Source organism: Bradyrhizobium sp. cir1, from assembly GCF_014198245.1.
Taxonomy (GTDB): Bacteria; Pseudomonadota; Alphaproteobacteria; order Rhizobiales; family Xanthobacteraceae; genus Bradyrhizobium.
In genome coordinates, this window is the sequence record NZ_JACIHE010000018.1 from 138,691 (window position 1) to 154,844 (window position 16,154).

Below are 16,154 nucleotides of genomic sequence, written 5' to 3' on the forward strand. Positions count from 1 at the left end.
GTGGTTGTCTCCAGTCGTGGACGGCTAGTGCGAATGAGGATTGCGGTTCGGTCGGCCGTTGGGGCGACTCTCGCGACGCAAAAAGGCAACGCCTTGTATTCCATCAGGCTTGCCGGCGCTATGCGCGGGACGCTGTTCCGACCGATCGGCTGGTGAGGAATTCATCTTACCACCGGAACCGCGGCGGCGGCGAGACCCCTTGGAGGCCTTGTGGCCTTCACCGGGCCTGCCATCAACAGGTCTGCCCTCGACATGGCGTCCTTCGCCGGGCCGTCCGTCGCCGTGCCTGCCGGCGCTGTGGTGGCGCCCGTCGGCATGCCTGTCGTCACGCCGTCCGTCACCATGCCGTGCGCCCTGCGGACGCTGGCCTGGGCGGCCCTGCCGCTGCTGCTGCGGGGGCGGACCCGCATCGCGGCGACCGGCGTCGGTGCGAAGATCCTCACGCGGCAGTGCCACCTTGATCAGCCGCTCGATGTCGCGGAGATAGGCCAGCTCCTCACCGCCCGCGACCAGCGAGATCGCGGTGCCGTCGGCGCCGGCGCGCGCGGTGCGACCGATACGGTGCACATAGGTCTCGGGCACGTTGGGCAGGTCGAAATTGATCACGTGGCTGATGCCGTCGACGTCAATGCCACGGGCGGCGATGTCGGTGGCGACCAGGGTGCGGATCTCGCCCGAACGGAACTGGGCGAGCGTGCGCTCGCGGTGGTTCTGCGACTTGTTGCCGTGGATGGCGTTGGCGGCAATGCCGGCCCGCTCAAGCGTCTTCACCACTTTGTCGGCACCGTGCTTGGTGCGGGTGAAGACCAACGCGCGGTTGATCTGCTCGTCCTTCAGCAGCTTGGTCAGGAAGGCGGGCTTGGCCGAGAAGTCGACCTGCAGGATGCGCTGGTTGATCCGCTCGGCGGTCGAGGACACCGGGGTCACCGCGACGCGGGCGGGATCGCGCAGCATGGAGTCCGCGAGCTCGGCGATGTCCTTCGGCATGGTGGCCGAGAAGAACAGCGTCTGCCGCTTGATCGGGAGTTTCGCGACGATTTTGCGGATGTCGTTGATGAAGCCCATGTCGAGCATGCGGTCAGCCTCGTCGAGTACGAGGAATTCAACGCTCGAGAGCTTCAATCCGTTGCTCTGCACGAGGTCGAGCAGGCGGCCGGGGGTGGCGACGAGCACGTCGACGCCCTGCATCAGGGCGCGGACCTGGCGGCCCATCGGAACGCCGCCGATGGCCAGTGTCGAGGACAGGCGGATGTGGCGGCCATAGGCGTTGAAGCTGTCGAGGATCTGGCCGGACAGCTCGCGGGTCGGCGACAGCACCAGGACACGCGCCGTCTTGGGCTGCGGCTTGATGCGGTTCTCGAGCAGGCGGTGCAGGATCGGCAGCGCGAAGGACGCGGTCTTGCCGGTGCCGGTCTGGGCGATACCGACGACGTCGCGGCCGGTTAGCGCCAGCGGGATGGTCTGGGCCTGGATCGGGGTTGGGGTGACGTAGTTCTCTTCACGAAGAGCGCGTGCGATGGGTTCGGCGAGGCCGAAATCCTGAAACGAAGTCAAAAGATGGGTTCTTTCCATGTCAAAAGCGGGCGCCCGGCGCATTCAGCGCGGCGCGCGCAAAAGGGTGTCAAGAAGACACCTGCGTGTTTGGGGTGTCGGATGGCTTGGGAGATATGGGGCAAGCCAGAGGCCCGTAGAGGGCTTAAGAACACGCGGCTCGCTACGACCCCTTGATTCGCAAGAGGTCTCGCCCGTTCATATGGAACATCGAGGGGGCGCTTTCAAGGCAAGTCGGCCTCAAACAGCGGTTGCGGTGCAGAAATAGTTATGCCGGAAATTTAGACAGAAGTGCCATTTTGCCCAATAAATATACTGTCTGCCATATTAGCATACATTTTCTTCGCCTAAGTTTTGAGCAATTTGACTACGGCGAAACTTTGATTTCAGTCGAATTATCTAGTAAAATCAAATAATTAGTGCGTGTTCAGTCCATGGCATGGTTCTTGCGATTCCGTTAATCGCAGGCGGCCGTGGGGCCGTTCGCAGCGTCTTTTTCACGTCTGCGTCAGGGAGATGATACACAAATGCTTACCAAATCCACTCGCGATAGAGCGGCGTCATTTAGCCGCCGCGGCGTGCTCGCCGCGACCGCCGGACTGATGCTCGGTCTGGCCTCATTGACCGGCGCCAAGGCCGCCGACGACACCATCAAGGTCGGTGTACTTCACTCCCTTTCCGGCACCATGGCCATCAGCGAAACCACGCTGAAGGACACCATCCTCTTCCTGATCGACGAGCAGAACAAGAAGGGCGGCGTGCTCGGCAAGAAGCTCGAGGCCGTCGTCGTCGATCCCGCCTCGAACTGGCCGCTGTTCGCCGAAAAGGCGCGTGAGCTGATCACCAAGGACAAGGTCTCGGTCGTGTTCGGCTGCTGGACCTCGGTGTCGCGCAAGTCGGTGCTCCCGGTGTTCAAGGAGCTCAACAACATTCTGTTCTACCCCGTGCAGTACGAGGGTGAGGAGAGCGAGCGCAACGTGTTCTACACGGGTGCTGCGCCGAACCAGCAGGCGATCCCCGCCGTCGACTATCTGATGAAGGAAGAGAAGGTGAAGCGCTGGGTGCTCGCGGGCACCGACTACGTCTATCCGCGCACCACCAACAAGATCCTGGAAGCCTATCTGAAGTCCAAGGGTGTCGCCCAGGAAGACATCATGATCAACTACACGCCGTTCGGTCACTCGGACTGGCAGACGATCGTGGCCGACATCAAGAAGTTCGGCTCGGCCGGCAAGAAAACCGCGGTGGTCTCGACCATCAACGGCGACGCCAACGTTCCCTTCTACAAGGAGCTCGGCAACCAGGGCATCAAGGCCAAGGACATCCCGGTGGTCGCGTTCTCGGTGGGTGAGGAAGAGCTCGCCGGCATCGACACCAAGCCGCTGGTCGGCCATCTCGCCGCCTGGAACTACTTCCAGTCGATCAAGACCAAGGACGGGTCGAACGAGAAGTTCATCAAGGACTGGCAGGCCTACACCAAGAATCCGAAGCGCGTCACCAACGATCCGATGGAAGCGCACGTGATCGGCTTCGCCATGTGGGTGAAGGCGGTCGAGAAGGTGAAGTCAACCGATCCGGACAAGGTGATCGATGCGCTTCCCGGCATCGAGGCGCCGAACCTGACCGGCGGCGTGTCGAAGATGCTGCCGAACCACCACATCACCAAGCCGGTGTTCATCGGCGAGATCAAGGGCAACGGCCAGTTCGACGTGGTCTGGAAGACCCCGGGCCTCGTCGCGGGCGACGCATGGTCGAAGGAGCTCGACGGCTCCAAGGACCTGATCGGCGACTGGGTCGGGAAGAAGTGCGGCAACTTCAACACCAAGACCAACAAGTGCCTCGGCTCCGGCTCCTGATCCGGGTCTGACGCTCCATTGCACGATCGGGGAAGGCGGCGATCCCGCCGCCTTCTCCACCCATTTCTGCCGGGGTCATTCACAGTGCCAGCCAATTTGTCCGCCCGTCTCTGTTCGCTCCTGCTCTCGTTGCTTCTGATCGCGTTCGCACTGCCGGCCTTTGCGGGTCCGTTCGAGGATGCGGTCGCCAAATTCGCCAACGATGATTTTTCGGACACCGAGGAAGCGGTCGGCGTGATCGCCAGCAGCGGCAACAAGCTGGCCTTTCCCATCATCAGCGCGCTCCAGGACGGCCGCCTCATGGCCGATCCGGACAGCAAGAAGGTTTACGTCACCGGCACCGACGGCAAGTCGATCGATGCCGCGACCGGCGAGGCCGTCGCCAGCGTTCCCGACAGTGCGAGCGCGGTCCGCCTCAACAACCGCCTGCGCCGCAGCGTCGATGCCGCGCTCGGCAGCCTGACGCTGCAATCGCCGGATGTTGGAACGCGCCTGCAGGCCGCGCAGTCCGTCTTCAAGTCGCACGAAGAAACCGCGCTCGAGGCGGTCGATGCCGCGCTCGCCAAGGAAAGCAACAGATCGGTCAAGACGGCGCTCGGTGAAGCCCGTGCGGGGATCCTGCTGTTCAAGTCCGATGCCACGGAGGTCGAGAAGCTCGAGGCCGTCGCCACCCTGAAGGCGCGCGGCGACCAGGAGGCGATGGCGCTGCTCACCGGCATGGGTGACCAGCCGGCCTCGGTGACCAAGGCTGCAGCCAGTGCAATCAGCTCGATCCAGTCTTCGCTCGCGGTCTGGTCCACGGTGCAGAACGCCTGGTACGGCCTTTCGCTCGGCTCGGTGCTGCTGCTCGCCGCGATTGGGCTTGCCATCACTTTCGGCGTGATGGGCGTCATCAACATGGCCCATGGCGAGATGGTGATGTTGGGGGCCTACACCACCTTCGTGGTGCAGGAGGTGATCCGCACCCGCTATCCCGGCCTGTTCGACTATTCGCTGCTGATCGCCGTGCCGCTCGCCTTCCTCGTCGCCGGCGCCATCGGCGTGCTGATCGAGCGCAGCATCATCCGCTTCCTCTACGGCCGGCCGCTGGAGACGCTGCTGGCGACCTGGGGCCTGTCGCTGGTGCTGCAGCAAGCGGTGCGCACCATGTTCGGTCCGACCAATCGCGAGGTCGGCAATCCCTCCTGGATGAGCGGCGCGTTCGAGCTCGGCCAGATCACCATCACCTATAACCGGCTCTGGATCCTCTGCTTCACGCTGGCCGTGTTCGCGATCCTGCTTGCGATGCTGCGCTACACCGCGCTCGGCCTCGAAATGCGCGCGGTGACGCAGAACCGCCGCATGGCGGCCTCGATGGGCATCGCCACATCGCGCGTCGACGCGCTGACCTTCGGTCTCGGCTCGGGCATTGCCGGCATCGCCGGTGTGGCGCTGTCGCAGATCGACAATGTCAGCCCCAATCTCGGCCAGAGCTACATCATCGACAGCTTCATGGTCGTGGTGTTCGGCGGTGTGGGTAATCTCTGGGGGACACTCGTGGGCGCCTTCACGCTCGGCATCGCCAACAAGTTCCTGGAGCCGGTCGCCGGCGCCGTGCTCGGCAAGATCGCGATCCTGGTTCTCATCATCCTGTTCATTCAAAAGCGGCCGCGCGGCCTGTTCGCGCTCAAGGGCCGTGCGGTGGAAGCATGACCCCTCACATGCTGACGCGATCGCTGGACCGCGGCGCGACGATCTTCCTGCTGGTTGTCGCCGCGCTGGGCGTGCTGATCCCGCTGTCCAACCTGCTGCTGCCCGTCGGCTCGTTCCTGCAGGTGCCGACCTATCTCGTCGCGCTGTGGGGCAAATATGTCTGCTACGCCATCCTGGCACTCGCGATCGACCTGATCTGGGGCTATTGCGGCATCCTCTCGCTGGGCCACGGCGCCTTCTTCGCGCTCGGCGGCTACGCCATGGGCATGTACCTGATGCGGCAGATCGGCACCCGCGGCGTCTACGGCAATCCGATCCTGCCCGACTTCATGGTGTTCCTGAACTGGCAGAAGCTGCCCTGGTACTGGTACGGTTTCGACATGTTCTGGTTCGCAGCCCTGATGGTGCTGGTCGTGCCCGGCCTGCTCGCCTTCTGCTTCGGCTGGCTCGCCTTCCGCTCCCGCGTTACCGGCGTCTATCTGTCGATCATCACGCAGGCGATGACCTACGCGTTGCTGCTCGCCTTCTTCCGCAACGATTTCGGCTTCGGCGGCAACAACGGCCTGACCGACTTCAAGGACATCCTGGGCTTCAACGTGCAGGCCGAAGGCACCCGCGCGGCGCTGTTCGCGCTGAGCTGCCTGGCGCTGATCATCGGTTTCCTGATCTGCCGCGCCATCGTCTCCTCCAAGCTCGGCAAGGTGCTGATCGCTGTGCGTGACGCGGAATCGCGCACGCGCTTCCTCGGCTACCGCGTCGAATCCTACAAGCTGTTCGTGTTCACGGTGTCGGCCTGCATGGCCGGCGTCGCCGGTGCGCTCTACGTGCCGCAGGTCGGCATCATCAACCCTAGCGAATTCGCGCCGGGCAATTCGATCGAGGCGGTGATCTGGGTCGCGGTCGGCGGCCGCGGCACGCTCGTCGGCGCCGCGCTCGGCGCCGTCGTCGTCAACTACGCCAAGACGTTCTTCACCTCGGGCGTGCTGGCGCCGTACTGGCTGTTCATGCTGGGCGCGCTGTTCATCCTGGTGACGCTGCTGCTGCCCAAGGGCATCGTCGGCACCTTCAACGCCTGGTGGGCCTCGTCGAGGGAGAAGAGCACCGCGGCGTCCGTTGCGAGCGCCGCGGCCGAAGATGGCGTCACCGAACCCAAGATGGCGGAGTAAGCGGTCATGAATGTCATGGACACCCGCGCGACTTCCGCGATGCTTTACCTGGACGGCGTGCACGTCTCGTTCGATGGTTTCCACGCCATCAACAATCTGTCGCTGACGCTTGCCCCCGGCGAGATGCGCGCCATCATCGGCCCGAACGGTGCCGGCAAGACCACGATGATGGACATCATCACCGGCAAGACCAAGCCGGACGAAGGCACCGTGCTGTTCGACGGCGTCACTGACCTGACGCGCCTCGACGAGACCCGCATCGCCGAGCTCGGCATCGGCCGCAAGTTCCAGAAGCCGACCGTGTTCGAGAGCCAGACCGTGCAGGACAACCTCCTGCTGGCGCTCAATGTCGACCACTCGGTCCGCGGCACGCTGTTCTGGCGCGGCAGCAGGGCGGAGTCCGAGCGCATCGACAAGGTGCTGGAGACGATCCGCCTCACCGAGGCCCGCAACCGCCTCGCCGGCAGCCTCAGCCACGGCCAGAAGCAATGGCTCGAGATCGGCATGCTGCTGGCGCAGGATCCGAAGCTGCTGCTGGTCGACGAGCCCGTTGCGGGGATGACCGACGTCGAGACACACCTCACCGCCGAACTGCTGAAGGAGATCAATAAGACCCACACCGTCATGGTGGTCGAGCACGACATGACGTTCGTGCGCGAGCTCGGCGTCAAGGTCACCTGCCTGCATGAAGGCACGGTGCTGGCGGAAGGTACCATCGACCAGGTCTCGTCCAACGAGCGGGTCATCGAAGTCTATCTGGGACGCTGAGCGATGCTTGAGGTCAAGGACATCAACCTGTTCTACGGCGCGGCGCAGGCGCTGCGCGGCGTCTCGATCTCGGCCGAGCCGGGCAAGGTGACCTGCGTGCTCGGGCGCAACGGCGTCGGCAAGACCTCGCTGCTGCGCGCCATGGTCGGGCAATATCCGATCTCGTCGGGCGCGATCGTGTTCGACGGTAACGACATCACCGGCCTCAAGCCCTACGAGCGGGCGCGCAAGGGCATCGGTTTCGTGCCGCAGGGCCGCGAGATCTTTCCGCTGCTGACGGTCGAGGAGAACCTCAAGACCGGCTTCGGTCCGCTGAAGCGCGAGGACAAGCACATTCCGGACGACGTCTTCTCGCTGTTTCCGGTGCTGCAATCCATGCTCGGCCGGCGCGGCGGCGACCTCTCCGGCGGCCAGCAGCAGCAGCTCGCGATCGGCCGCGCGCTGGTGATGCGGCCAAAACTGCTTCTGCTCGACGAGCCGACCGAAGGCATCCAGCCCTCGATCATCAAGGACATCGGCCGCGCCATCTCCTACTTGCGCAACCTCGGCAACATCGCCATCGTGCTGGTCGAACAATATCTCGACTTTGCCTGCGAACTCGGCGACAGTTTCGCGGTGATGGATCGCGGCGCGGTGAAATTCACCTGCGACCGCTCCAACCTCGACGCGAGCGAGATCAGCCGCCAGATGGCGCTGTAAGCCAAGATCCTGCCGCGACCGGCTGGGGAGACGGATGCGCAGCGAACTGTCAGCCACGTCCACGATATTCGAAGCCAACCGCGCCCGTGGCGCGGTGCGCTTCGACGTGCATGCGCGCGACGGCGTGACGCGGCGCGGCGCCTTGCATGAATCCGGTTCGCTCCGCGTCCGCTTTCCCTCGCCGGAGGATCAGGGCCTGTCCGGCGTGTTCGTCAACACGGCCGGCGGCGTTGCCGGCGGCGATCGCTTCGACATCGAGATATCGGCGGCGGATCGCGCGCGGCTGACGCTGACCACGGCGGCCGCCGAAAAGGTCTATCGCGCGCCGGGGCCCGCGGCGCAGCTCAATATCTCGCTGAAGGCCGGCGCAGGCGCGCATTTGTCCTGGCTGCCGCAGGAGACGATCCTGTTCGATCGCACCCGCGTGCAGCGCCGCTTCGACATCGAGCTCGACGAGGCCGCCTCGCTCCTGCTTTGCGAGATTGTCGTATTCGGCCGCACCGCTATGGGCGAGCGGATGGAGCAGGGCGAATTCGTCGACCGCTGGCGGCTGCGCCGCGGCGGCAAGCTGGTGTTCGCAGAAACCGTCCGGCTCGACGGTGATATCGGCGCAAAGCTCGCGCGATCGGCCGTGGCCAAGGGTGGCGCGGCGATCGGCATGGCCCTGATCGTGCCCGGTGACGAGGCCCTGGTTGAGCGCATCCGGGAAGCGTCGGAGTCTTTCTCCGGCGAGGTTGGAATCTCGGCATGGAATGGCTTTGCAATGGCGCGGTTCTGTGCCCAAGATGCGGCGCGTTTGCGCGCCGACATGATGGCCGTGCTGGCGCGCACCGGCGCGGCGCTGCCGCGGCTCTGGCTGAACTGACTGGCTGAATTGACGTGCTGAACGGAAGAGATTCTTCATGAACCTGTCTCCCCGCGAAAAGGACAAGCTTCTGATCTCGATGGCGGCGATCGTGGCGCGCCGCAGGCTGGACCGCGGCGTCAAGCTCAACCATCCCGAGGCGATCGCGATCATCTCCGATTTCATCCTCGAAGGCGCCCGCGACGGCCGCACCGTCGCCGAGCTGATGCAGTCGGGCGCGCAGGTCCTGACCCGCGAGCAGGTGATGCCGGGCATTCCCGAGATGATCCACGACATCCAGGTCGAGGCGACCTTTCCGGACGGCACCAAGCTCGTCACCGTGCACGAGCCGATCAGGTAGCTGTTAATTCGTCATTCCGGGGCGCCCGAAGGGCGAACCCGGAATCCAGAGATTGTTGATCGAGAATTCCGGCCTTCTCGCTCCGCGAGCCCCGGAATGACAGAGGAAGGCAAACATGATCCCCGGCGAACTCTTCATCCAGGACGGCGAGATCGAGCTCAATGCCGGCCGCAAGACCGTGACGCTGACGGTCGCCAACGCCGGCGACCGCCCGATCCAGGTCGGCTCGCACTATCATTTCTTCGAGACAAACCCCGCGCTGAAATTCGACCGCAAGAAGGCCCGCGGCATGCGCCTCGACATCGCCGCCGGCACCGCCGTCCGCTTCGAGCCCGGCCAGACCCGCGACGTCCAGCTCGTCGCCCTGGCGGGGAAGAAGACGATCTACGGCTTCCGCGGCGACGTCATGGGGAAGCTGTGAACTCCGCAGGAACGAGCACGGCGCGGCGCGGTTGAGGCGGAAACGGAGGGATTTCCCATGCTCGCGCCAATCCGCCTCGTCACCGAAGCTGCCGAGCTCGCCGCGCACCGCCACAACGGCATGGCGCGCAAGGGTCGCGGCAGTGAGCCCTATATCAATCACCTCGCCGAGGTTGCGAACCTGCTTGCGACCGCGACCGACGGCGCCGATGCCGAGCTGGTCGCGGCCGGCTGGCTGCACGACACAATCGAAGACACTGACACCACACGCGAGGAGCTCGCGCGGAGATTTTCCGACCGCATCGCCTCGCTCGTCGCCGAGTGCACCGACGACATGAGCTTGCGCAAGGCAGAGCGGCGGCAGAAGCAGATCGAGGACGCTCCGCACAAATCCCCCGGCGCCAAGCTGATCAAGATCGCCGACAAGATCAGCAATATCGGCGCGCGCATTCAAATCGATCCGAGTGCTGAGGAGCGCGACGATCTCGCCGACTACAGCGGCTGGGCCACGCAGGTCGTGGCGGGTTGCCGCGGCGGCAATGCGTGGCTCGACGAGAAATTCGATGATGCCGTGAAAGCAGCAAGGGCCTTGCTGTGATCCACCAAACATTCAATCGCAAACGGGGCTTGTGATGTCCGTCAAAATAAAGCGTTCCGTCTATGCCGACATGTTCGGCCCGACCACCGGCGACAGGGTGCGGCTGGCCGACACCGATCTCATCATCGAGGTCGAGAAGGATTTCACCACCTATGGCGAGGAGGTGAAGTTCGGCGGCGGCAAGGTGATCCGCGACGGCATGGGGCAGTCGCAGGTCACCAACAAGCAGGGCGCGGCCGACACGGTCATCACCAACGCGCTGATCGTCGATCACTGGGGCATCGTGAAGGCCGACGTCGCCATCAAGGACGGCATGATTTCGGCGATCGGCAAGGCCGGCAATCCCGACATCCAGCCCGGCGTCACCATCATCATCGGGCCCGGCACCGACGTGATCGCGGGCGAAGGCAAGATCCTCACCGCCGGCGGCTTCGACAGCCACATCCATTTCATCTGCCCGCAGCAGATCGAGCACGCGCTGATGTCTGGCGTGACCTCGATGCTGGGTGGCGGCACTGGTCCCTCGCACGGCACCTTCGCCACCACCTGCACGCCGGGGCCGTGGCACATGGGGCGGATGATCCAGTCGTTCGATGCCTTCCCGGTCAATCTCGGCATTTCCGGCAAGGGCAACGCCTCGCGCCCCGCCGCGCTGGTCGAGATGATCAAGGCCGGCGCCTGTGCGCTGAAGCTGCACGAGGATTGGGGCACGACGCCGGCCGCGATCGACAATTGCCTGTCGGTCGCCGACGATTACGACATCCAAGTGATGCTTCACTCCGACACGTTGAACGAATCCGGCTTCGTCGAGGACACCATCAAGGCGTTCAAGGGCCGCACCATCCACGCCTTCCACACCGAAGGCGCCGGCGGCGGCCACGCCCCTGATATCATCAAGGTCGCCGGCCTGAAGAACGTGCTGCCGTCCTCGACCAACCCGACGCGGCCTTTCACCCGCAACACCATCGACGAGCATCTGGACATGCTGATGGTGTGCCACCACCTCGATCCCTCGATCGCGGAAGATCTGGCGTTCGCCGAAAGCCGTATCCGCAAGGAGACGATCGCGGCCGAAGACATCCTGCACGATCTCGGCGCGCTCTCGATGATGTCCTCGGACTCGCAGGCGATGGGCCGTCTCGGCGAGGTCATCATCCGCACCTGGCAGACCGCCGACAAGATGAAGAAGCAGCGCGGGTCCCTGCCGCAGGACAAGGGCAAGGACAACGATAATTTTCGCGTCAAGCGCTACATCGCCAAATACACGATCAATCCCGCGATCGCGCACGGCGTGTCCAAGTTGATCGGCTCGGTCGAGAAGGGCAAGCTCGCCGATCTCGTGCTGTGGTCGCCGGCCTTCTTCGGCGTCAAGCCGGACTGCGTCGTCAAGGGCGGCACCATCGTCGCGGCACCCATGGGGGATCCCAACGCCTCGATCCCGACGCCGCAGCCGGTGCATTACCAGCCGATGTTCGGCGCCTTCGGCAAGGCGAGGACTGCGTCCTCCGTCGTCTTCACCTCGAAGGCCGCGGTCACCGGGGGCTTGGCGCGAAAGCTCGGCATCGAGAAGAAGCTCTATGCGGTCCAGAACACCCGCGGCAAGATCTCGAAGAAAAGCATGATCCATAACGACGCCACGCCTAACATCGAGGTCGATCCGGAGACCTATGAGGTCCGCGCCGACGGCGAGCTGCTGACTTGCGCGCCGGCGGAGGTGCTGCCGATGGCGCAGCGGTATTTCATGTACTGAAATAGCGCCTCAACGCATATCCCCGGCGAATGTCCGGGGACGGCTTTTCGGTTTTGCGTTCGGTCCCGCCTGGTCTAATGTCCCGCCCGGTATCTAACCCAGAGAAGAAAAGCCGGGAGGATTTCTCGTGATTTACGTCGTAGCCACCCTGACCATCAAGCCCGAGACGCGCGCCGAATTCATCGCAGCCGCCACCGCCTGCATCAAGGAGACGCGGAAAGAGCCCGGCAACATCGCCTATGATTTGCACGAAAGCGTCACCGATCCCGCCAAGATGGTGTTCGTCGAGCAGTGGGAGAATGCCGAGGCGCTGGTGCCGCATCGTGCCATGGAGCACATGAAGACGTTCGGCCGCGTGGCGGTGAAATGCTTCACGGCGCCGCCGAAGATCGAAATCATCACGCCCGAGAAGGTCGAGACACGGTAACAGGATAAGAGCACATGATCCGGGCGACGCAGGTCAGGGGACAACACCGCTTCACGGAAGCACCCGCGGACACGGTCGTGCTCGATTTCGACGATCGGCACCGCCGCCGCATGGCGATGACGGGCACGCGGGGGCTCGAATTCCTGCTCGACCTGGAGAACGCCGTCGCGCTGCGCGGCGGCGATGCCCTGGTGCTGGAGGATGGCCGGCTGGTCGAGGTGGTTGCGGCGCCCGAGCCGCTGCTCGAGATCCGGGGCCGCGATCCGCATCACCTCATCCGCGTCGGCTGGCATCTCGGCAATCGCCACCTGCCGACGCAGATCATGGCCAAGAGCCTGCGTATCCGCCGCGACCACGTCATCGAGGCCATGGTCAAGGGGCTCGGCGCGCGCGTGATCGAGATCGAGGCGCCGTTCGATCCCGAAGGCGGCGCTTATGCCGAGGCCGGTCACGCGCAGGGCCACGACGACCATGCGCACCACGATCACGGCCACCACGATCATGATCACGATCACCATGATCATCACGGCCATGACCACAATCATCATGATCATGCCGCGCATGACCATGGCCACGAGCACCACCATCACCACGACGAGCATTGCGACCATCCCGACCATCACCACGGCCACAAGCATGCTCATGACCACAAATGAGCCAGTCGGTGCCGGCGACCTCGCCGAACGCGAGGCGGCGGCGCTGTACCGGCTGATGACCTGGCTGTCGCCGGCGTTTCCGGTCGGCGGCTTCTCCTATTCCAGCGGCATCGAATGGGCGGTCGAGGCGGGCGACATCGTGGACACCGCGACGCTCGCGGACTGGCTCGATGCGATGCTCGGCGACGGCTCCGGCTTTTGCGATGCGATCTTCTTGGTCCAGGCCTATCGCGCTGCTGAGGCGGGCGAGGAGACCTCCTTGCGCGACATCGCGGAACTCGCGAGCGCCTTCGTGCCGTCGCGCGAGCGGCAGCTGGAAACGGCCTCGCAGGGCCGCGCCTTCATCGATATCTCCCGCGCCGCGTGGGATGCGGACGGCCTGGATGCCATGGTTGCGGCATGCCGCACGCCACTGGTCTATCCCGTCGCCGTCGGTGTGGTCGCAGCTAAGCACGGCGTGCCGCTGGCGCCGACGCCGCACGCCTTCCTGCATGCGCTGGTCTCGAACTGGATCTCGGCGGCCAGCCGTCTCATTCCGCTCGGCCAGACCGACAGCCAGCGCGTGCTGGTGCGGCTGGAAGCGGCGGTGGCCGCCACCGCCAATCGTGCGCTGAATGCAACATTGGACGATCTCGGCAGCGCCACGTTCCGCGCCGATCTCGCCAGCCTGCGGCACGAGACGCAATATACGCGGCTGTTCCGCTCGTAAGCGGTGCAGCGTTCAACTGAAAAGAGAGCGAGCTACATGTCGAATTCTCACGGCCCCTTGCGTGTCGGCGTCGGCGGCCCGGTCGGGTCAGGCAAGACCGCGCTGATGGACCTGCTCTGCAAGACCATGCGCGAGCGCTACGACATCGCCGCGATCACCAACGACATCTACACCAAATGGGATGCGGAATTCCTGGTGCGTTCGGGTTCGCTGACGCCGGACCGCATCGCCGGCGTCGAGACCGGCGGCTGTCCGCACACGGCGATCCGCGAGGACGCCTCGATGAACCTCGCGGCGGTCGCGGACATGCGCGCGAAATTCCCGGGCCTCGACCTCGTGCTGATCGAGTCTGGCGGCGACAATCTCGCTGCCACTTTTTCCCCCGAGCTTGCCGACCTCACCATCTACGTCATCGACGTCGCCGCCGGCGACAAGATCCCGTCCAAGGGTGGCCCCGGCATCACCCGGTCCGATCTTCTGGTCATCAACAAGATCGATCTTGCGCCCCATGTCGGCGCCTCGCTGGAGAAGATGGAGACGGACGCCAGGCGCATGCGCGGTGAGCGCCCCTTCGTCATGACCAACCTGAAGAAGTGCGAGGGGCTCGACCGCATCGTCGGCTTCATCGAGGCCAAAGGTGGGCTGAAACGGGCCGGCTGACCGACGCGACGACTTGGCGCAGGCGTTTTTCGCCGTTAACGCCTGGGGCAGGGCCGCGCCTTGCGGAACAAATTTCGGACATGGCGATTGAATACCTCCGGTGCCCGGGGCAACTCCACCCCGGCCGGACCTTCGGCCGGGCGGATTAAGCTTTTCAGGCGACCCAAGTTGCGTACTGATGCCTCCTCCTCCATTATCTCCGCCATTGGGGTTCACCCTGTTTCGGCACATGGCCGTTCGAGCGGCGTTCATATGCTCCGTGTTTATTGCCGACCTCCCGCTTCCGTCTGAGTAGTCGCGTGGTCCGGCTGGGTTTCATCATCGGCTTCATCGCTCTGCTCGGAGCCCTGCTTTCCGGGCTTGCGGCCTATCGCGTCCACGACCAGGAGCTGGCACTGGACCGGATCGCGCTCGCGCGTGCGATCGACGTCCATGCAAGCCTGGTTCAGGACCGGCTCACCGAGCGCGAACTGCTTGCGCGTGTCGCCTCAGGCCTGTTCCGCGCGCCGTCGGTGCTCAAGCCCAACATGCTGGAGCCGCTGCGCTCGGCGATCTACGCGTTCAAGACCGATTTCGTGGTGGCCGGCTGGGTTGCCCGGCTTCAGCCGAACGAGCTCGCCGCGGCGCAGGCGGCGATCGCGGCGGCCGGCTTCCCGAAGCCGCAGATCCGTGACTACAGTGACAAGCCCATCGCCGCCGCGAGCCTCACCCATCCGATCGACGTGCTGATGGACCTCGAGCCGCGCAGTGACGAGACCAAGGCACTGCCCGGCCGCAGCTATGACAAGGATCCGGTGCTCAGTGCGATGCTCGCCCGGGCGAGGATCGAGAAGCGATCGGTTGCTTCCGACCCGGTGCCGCTGCTGCGCGGGAACGGCCCGATCGGCGTCATCGTGGCTGCGCCCGTCATTCCCGAGGGGGCAACGGAGCCGGCCGGTTTCGTCACATTCTCCTATGAGCTCGCCACACTGATGCTGACCAACGACGACATGTCGTTGTTCTCGGTCGCGCTCAGGGATCCGCGCAGGGAAGGCGGCGAGCTCGTCGCCAACGATCAGGGCATTGTTTCCACGCGCATGGGCGCGGACGGCCCGCCGCCGTCGGCGACACGCACGGTGAGCTTCGGCGGCCGTGACTGGCAGCTCGGCTATTACGCGAAGAGCAATTCGGCGCGCCGCGCCGAGCAGACCGCGATCATCGTGGCGGCGATCGGTTTTGCCATCACCGCGATGGTGTGCGGCCTGTTCGGTTATGTCGCCTACAACAATCTGCGGCTCAGCCGGGAGATCCAGGTGCGGATCGGCTTCGAGCGCCGCCTGACCGCCGTCATCGACGAGCTGAATCACCGCGTGAAGAACATCTTGGCCGTGATCCAGTCGATCGTGACGCGCACGCTGCGCCATGGATCGGACATCGACATCGCGCGCGAACTCCTGATCGGCCGCATCCACGCCATGTCCAACGTGGTCTCGCTGCTCAGCGAGAGCCAGTGGCAGGGCGTCAAGCTGAAGGGCCTGTTCGAGGCGCGCGCGATTCCGCATGCCGATCGCATCGCCGTCACCGGTCCCGACATCGCGGTCAGCGCGCGCGCCGCGCAGAGCCTGTCGCTGCTGTTCTTTGAGCTCGCCTCGCATTCCGACGAGGGCCTGTCGCTGGTCGGCAAGCATCCGCACATCACCGCCAACTGGACGGTGACGGGCGATGCGTCCGAGGAGGTCTTCCATTTCCGCTGGGAGGAGTTCAACACCAGCGAGGCGACGCGCCGGCCCGATTCCGATTTCGGCCTGATCCTGCTCGATCGCGTCGCGCCCGAGGCGCTCGGGGGCACCGCCAAGCGCTTCTTCACCGACGTCTCCTACGTCTATGAATTGACCGCGCCGATGGAGACCGTGGTCGACATGACCGAGCGCGACCGCACGGACAAGCTCTCGGCCCCGGTCAGGCCTGTGCGATAGGCGCTTAATTTTCAGAGCATGATCTTCGGGCCCGGATCATGC

16 protein-coding genes are annotated in these 16,154 nt (G+C 64.6%); 15 read left to right on the forward strand and 1 reads right to left on the reverse strand.

Annotated elements, in window-relative coordinates:
• Positions 1–24 precede the first annotated feature (24 nt).
• The gene (locus GGD63_RS29355; protein WP_183247102.1) at positions 25–1,596 is read right to left on the reverse strand and encodes a DEAD/DEAH box helicase; all 1,572 of its coding nucleotides are present in this window, start codon (positions 1,594–1,596) and stop codon (positions 25–27) included.
• Between the two features lie 482 nt (positions 1,597–2,078).
• Here GGD63_RS29355 and urtA point away from each other — a divergent pair, with 482 nt between their 5' ends.
• The 15 genes from urtA to GGD63_RS29430 all read left to right on the forward strand — a co-directional run bounded on the left by urtA (position 2,079) and on the right by GGD63_RS29430 (position 16,112).
• A complete protein-coding gene (gene urtA, locus GGD63_RS29360) occupies positions 2,079–3,407 on the forward strand; it encodes an urea ABC transporter substrate-binding protein (RefSeq protein ID WP_183247104.1) in 1,329 nt (442 codons plus the stop codon).
• A gap of 84 nt (positions 3,408–3,491) precedes the next feature.
• Positions 3,492–5,099: an urea ABC transporter permease subunit UrtB gene (urtB, locus tag GGD63_RS29365; RefSeq protein WP_183247106.1), complete on the forward strand. Its 1,608-nt coding sequence runs from the start codon at positions 3,492–3,494 to the stop codon at positions 5,097–5,099.
• Complete coding sequence (gene urtC / locus GGD63_RS29370) at positions 5,096–6,265, forward strand: urea ABC transporter permease subunit UrtC (protein WP_183247107.1); 1,170 nt, start codon at positions 5,096–5,098, stop codon at positions 6,263–6,265. The genes urtB and urtC overlap by 4 nt, the downstream gene beginning before the upstream one ends.
• 6 nt (positions 6,266–6,271) lie before the next feature.
• Complete coding sequence (gene urtD / locus GGD63_RS29375; RefSeq protein ID WP_183247109.1) at positions 6,272–7,033, forward strand: urea ABC transporter ATP-binding protein UrtD; 762 nt, start codon at positions 6,272–6,274, stop codon at positions 7,031–7,033.
• Between the two features lie 3 nt (positions 7,034–7,036).
• Positions 7,037–7,732, forward strand: coding sequence for an urea ABC transporter ATP-binding subunit UrtE (gene urtE, locus GGD63_RS29380; protein ID WP_183247111.1), 696 nt, complete (start codon positions 7,037–7,039; stop codon positions 7,730–7,732).
• A 34-nt stretch (positions 7,733–7,766) separates the two neighbouring features.
• A complete protein-coding gene (locus tag GGD63_RS29385; RefSeq protein ID WP_183247113.1) occupies positions 7,767–8,597 on the forward strand; it encodes an urease accessory protein UreD in 831 nt (276 codons plus the stop codon).
• A gap of 37 nt (positions 8,598–8,634) precedes the next feature.
• On the forward strand, positions 8,635–8,937 hold the full coding sequence (locus GGD63_RS29390) for an urease subunit gamma (RefSeq protein ID WP_128964081.1): 303 nt from the start codon (positions 8,635–8,637) through the stop codon (positions 8,935–8,937).
• Positions 8,938–9,052: 115 nt separating this feature from the next.
• Positions 9,053–9,358, forward strand: a complete 306-nt coding sequence (locus tag GGD63_RS29395) for an urease subunit beta (RefSeq protein ID WP_183247115.1) — start codon at positions 9,053–9,055, stop codon at positions 9,356–9,358.
• Positions 9,359–9,415: 57 nt separating this feature from the next.
• A complete protein-coding gene (locus GGD63_RS29400; RefSeq protein WP_183247117.1) occupies positions 9,416–9,955 on the forward strand; it encodes an HD domain-containing protein in 540 nt (179 codons plus the stop codon).
• A gap of 34 nt (positions 9,956–9,989) precedes the next feature.
• Entirely contained in the window at positions 9,990–11,705 is a 1,716-nt protein-coding gene (ureC, locus tag GGD63_RS29405; protein WP_183247118.1) for an urease subunit alpha, read from the forward strand.
• Between the two features lie 127 nt (positions 11,706–11,832).
• Positions 11,833–12,132, forward strand: a complete 300-nt coding sequence (locus GGD63_RS29410) for a putative quinol monooxygenase (protein WP_124159230.1) — start codon at positions 11,833–11,835, stop codon at positions 12,130–12,132.
• A 14-nt stretch (positions 12,133–12,146) separates the two neighbouring features.
• A complete protein-coding gene (locus GGD63_RS29415; RefSeq protein ID WP_183247121.1) occupies positions 12,147–12,788 on the forward strand; it encodes an urease accessory protein UreE in 642 nt (213 codons plus the stop codon).
• The gene (locus tag GGD63_RS29420; RefSeq protein WP_183247175.1) at positions 12,769–13,497 is read left to right on the forward strand and encodes an urease accessory protein UreF; all 729 of its coding nucleotides are present in this window, start codon (positions 12,769–12,771) and stop codon (positions 13,495–13,497) included. The genes GGD63_RS29415 and GGD63_RS29420 overlap by 20 nt, the downstream gene beginning before the upstream one ends.
• A gap of 36 nt (positions 13,498–13,533) precedes the next feature.
• Positions 13,534–14,157 carry an urease accessory protein UreG gene (gene ureG / locus GGD63_RS29425; RefSeq protein ID WP_183247124.1) on the forward strand — a complete coding sequence of 208 codons (624 nt, stop codon included), beginning with the start codon at positions 13,534–13,536 and terminating at the stop codon, positions 14,155–14,157.
• 299 nt (positions 14,158–14,456) lie between these two features.
• Positions 14,457–16,112, forward strand: coding sequence for an HWE histidine kinase domain-containing protein (locus GGD63_RS29430; protein ID WP_183247127.1), 1,656 nt, complete (start codon positions 14,457–14,459; stop codon positions 16,110–16,112).
• The last annotated feature ends 42 nt before the right edge of the window (positions 16,113–16,154 follow it).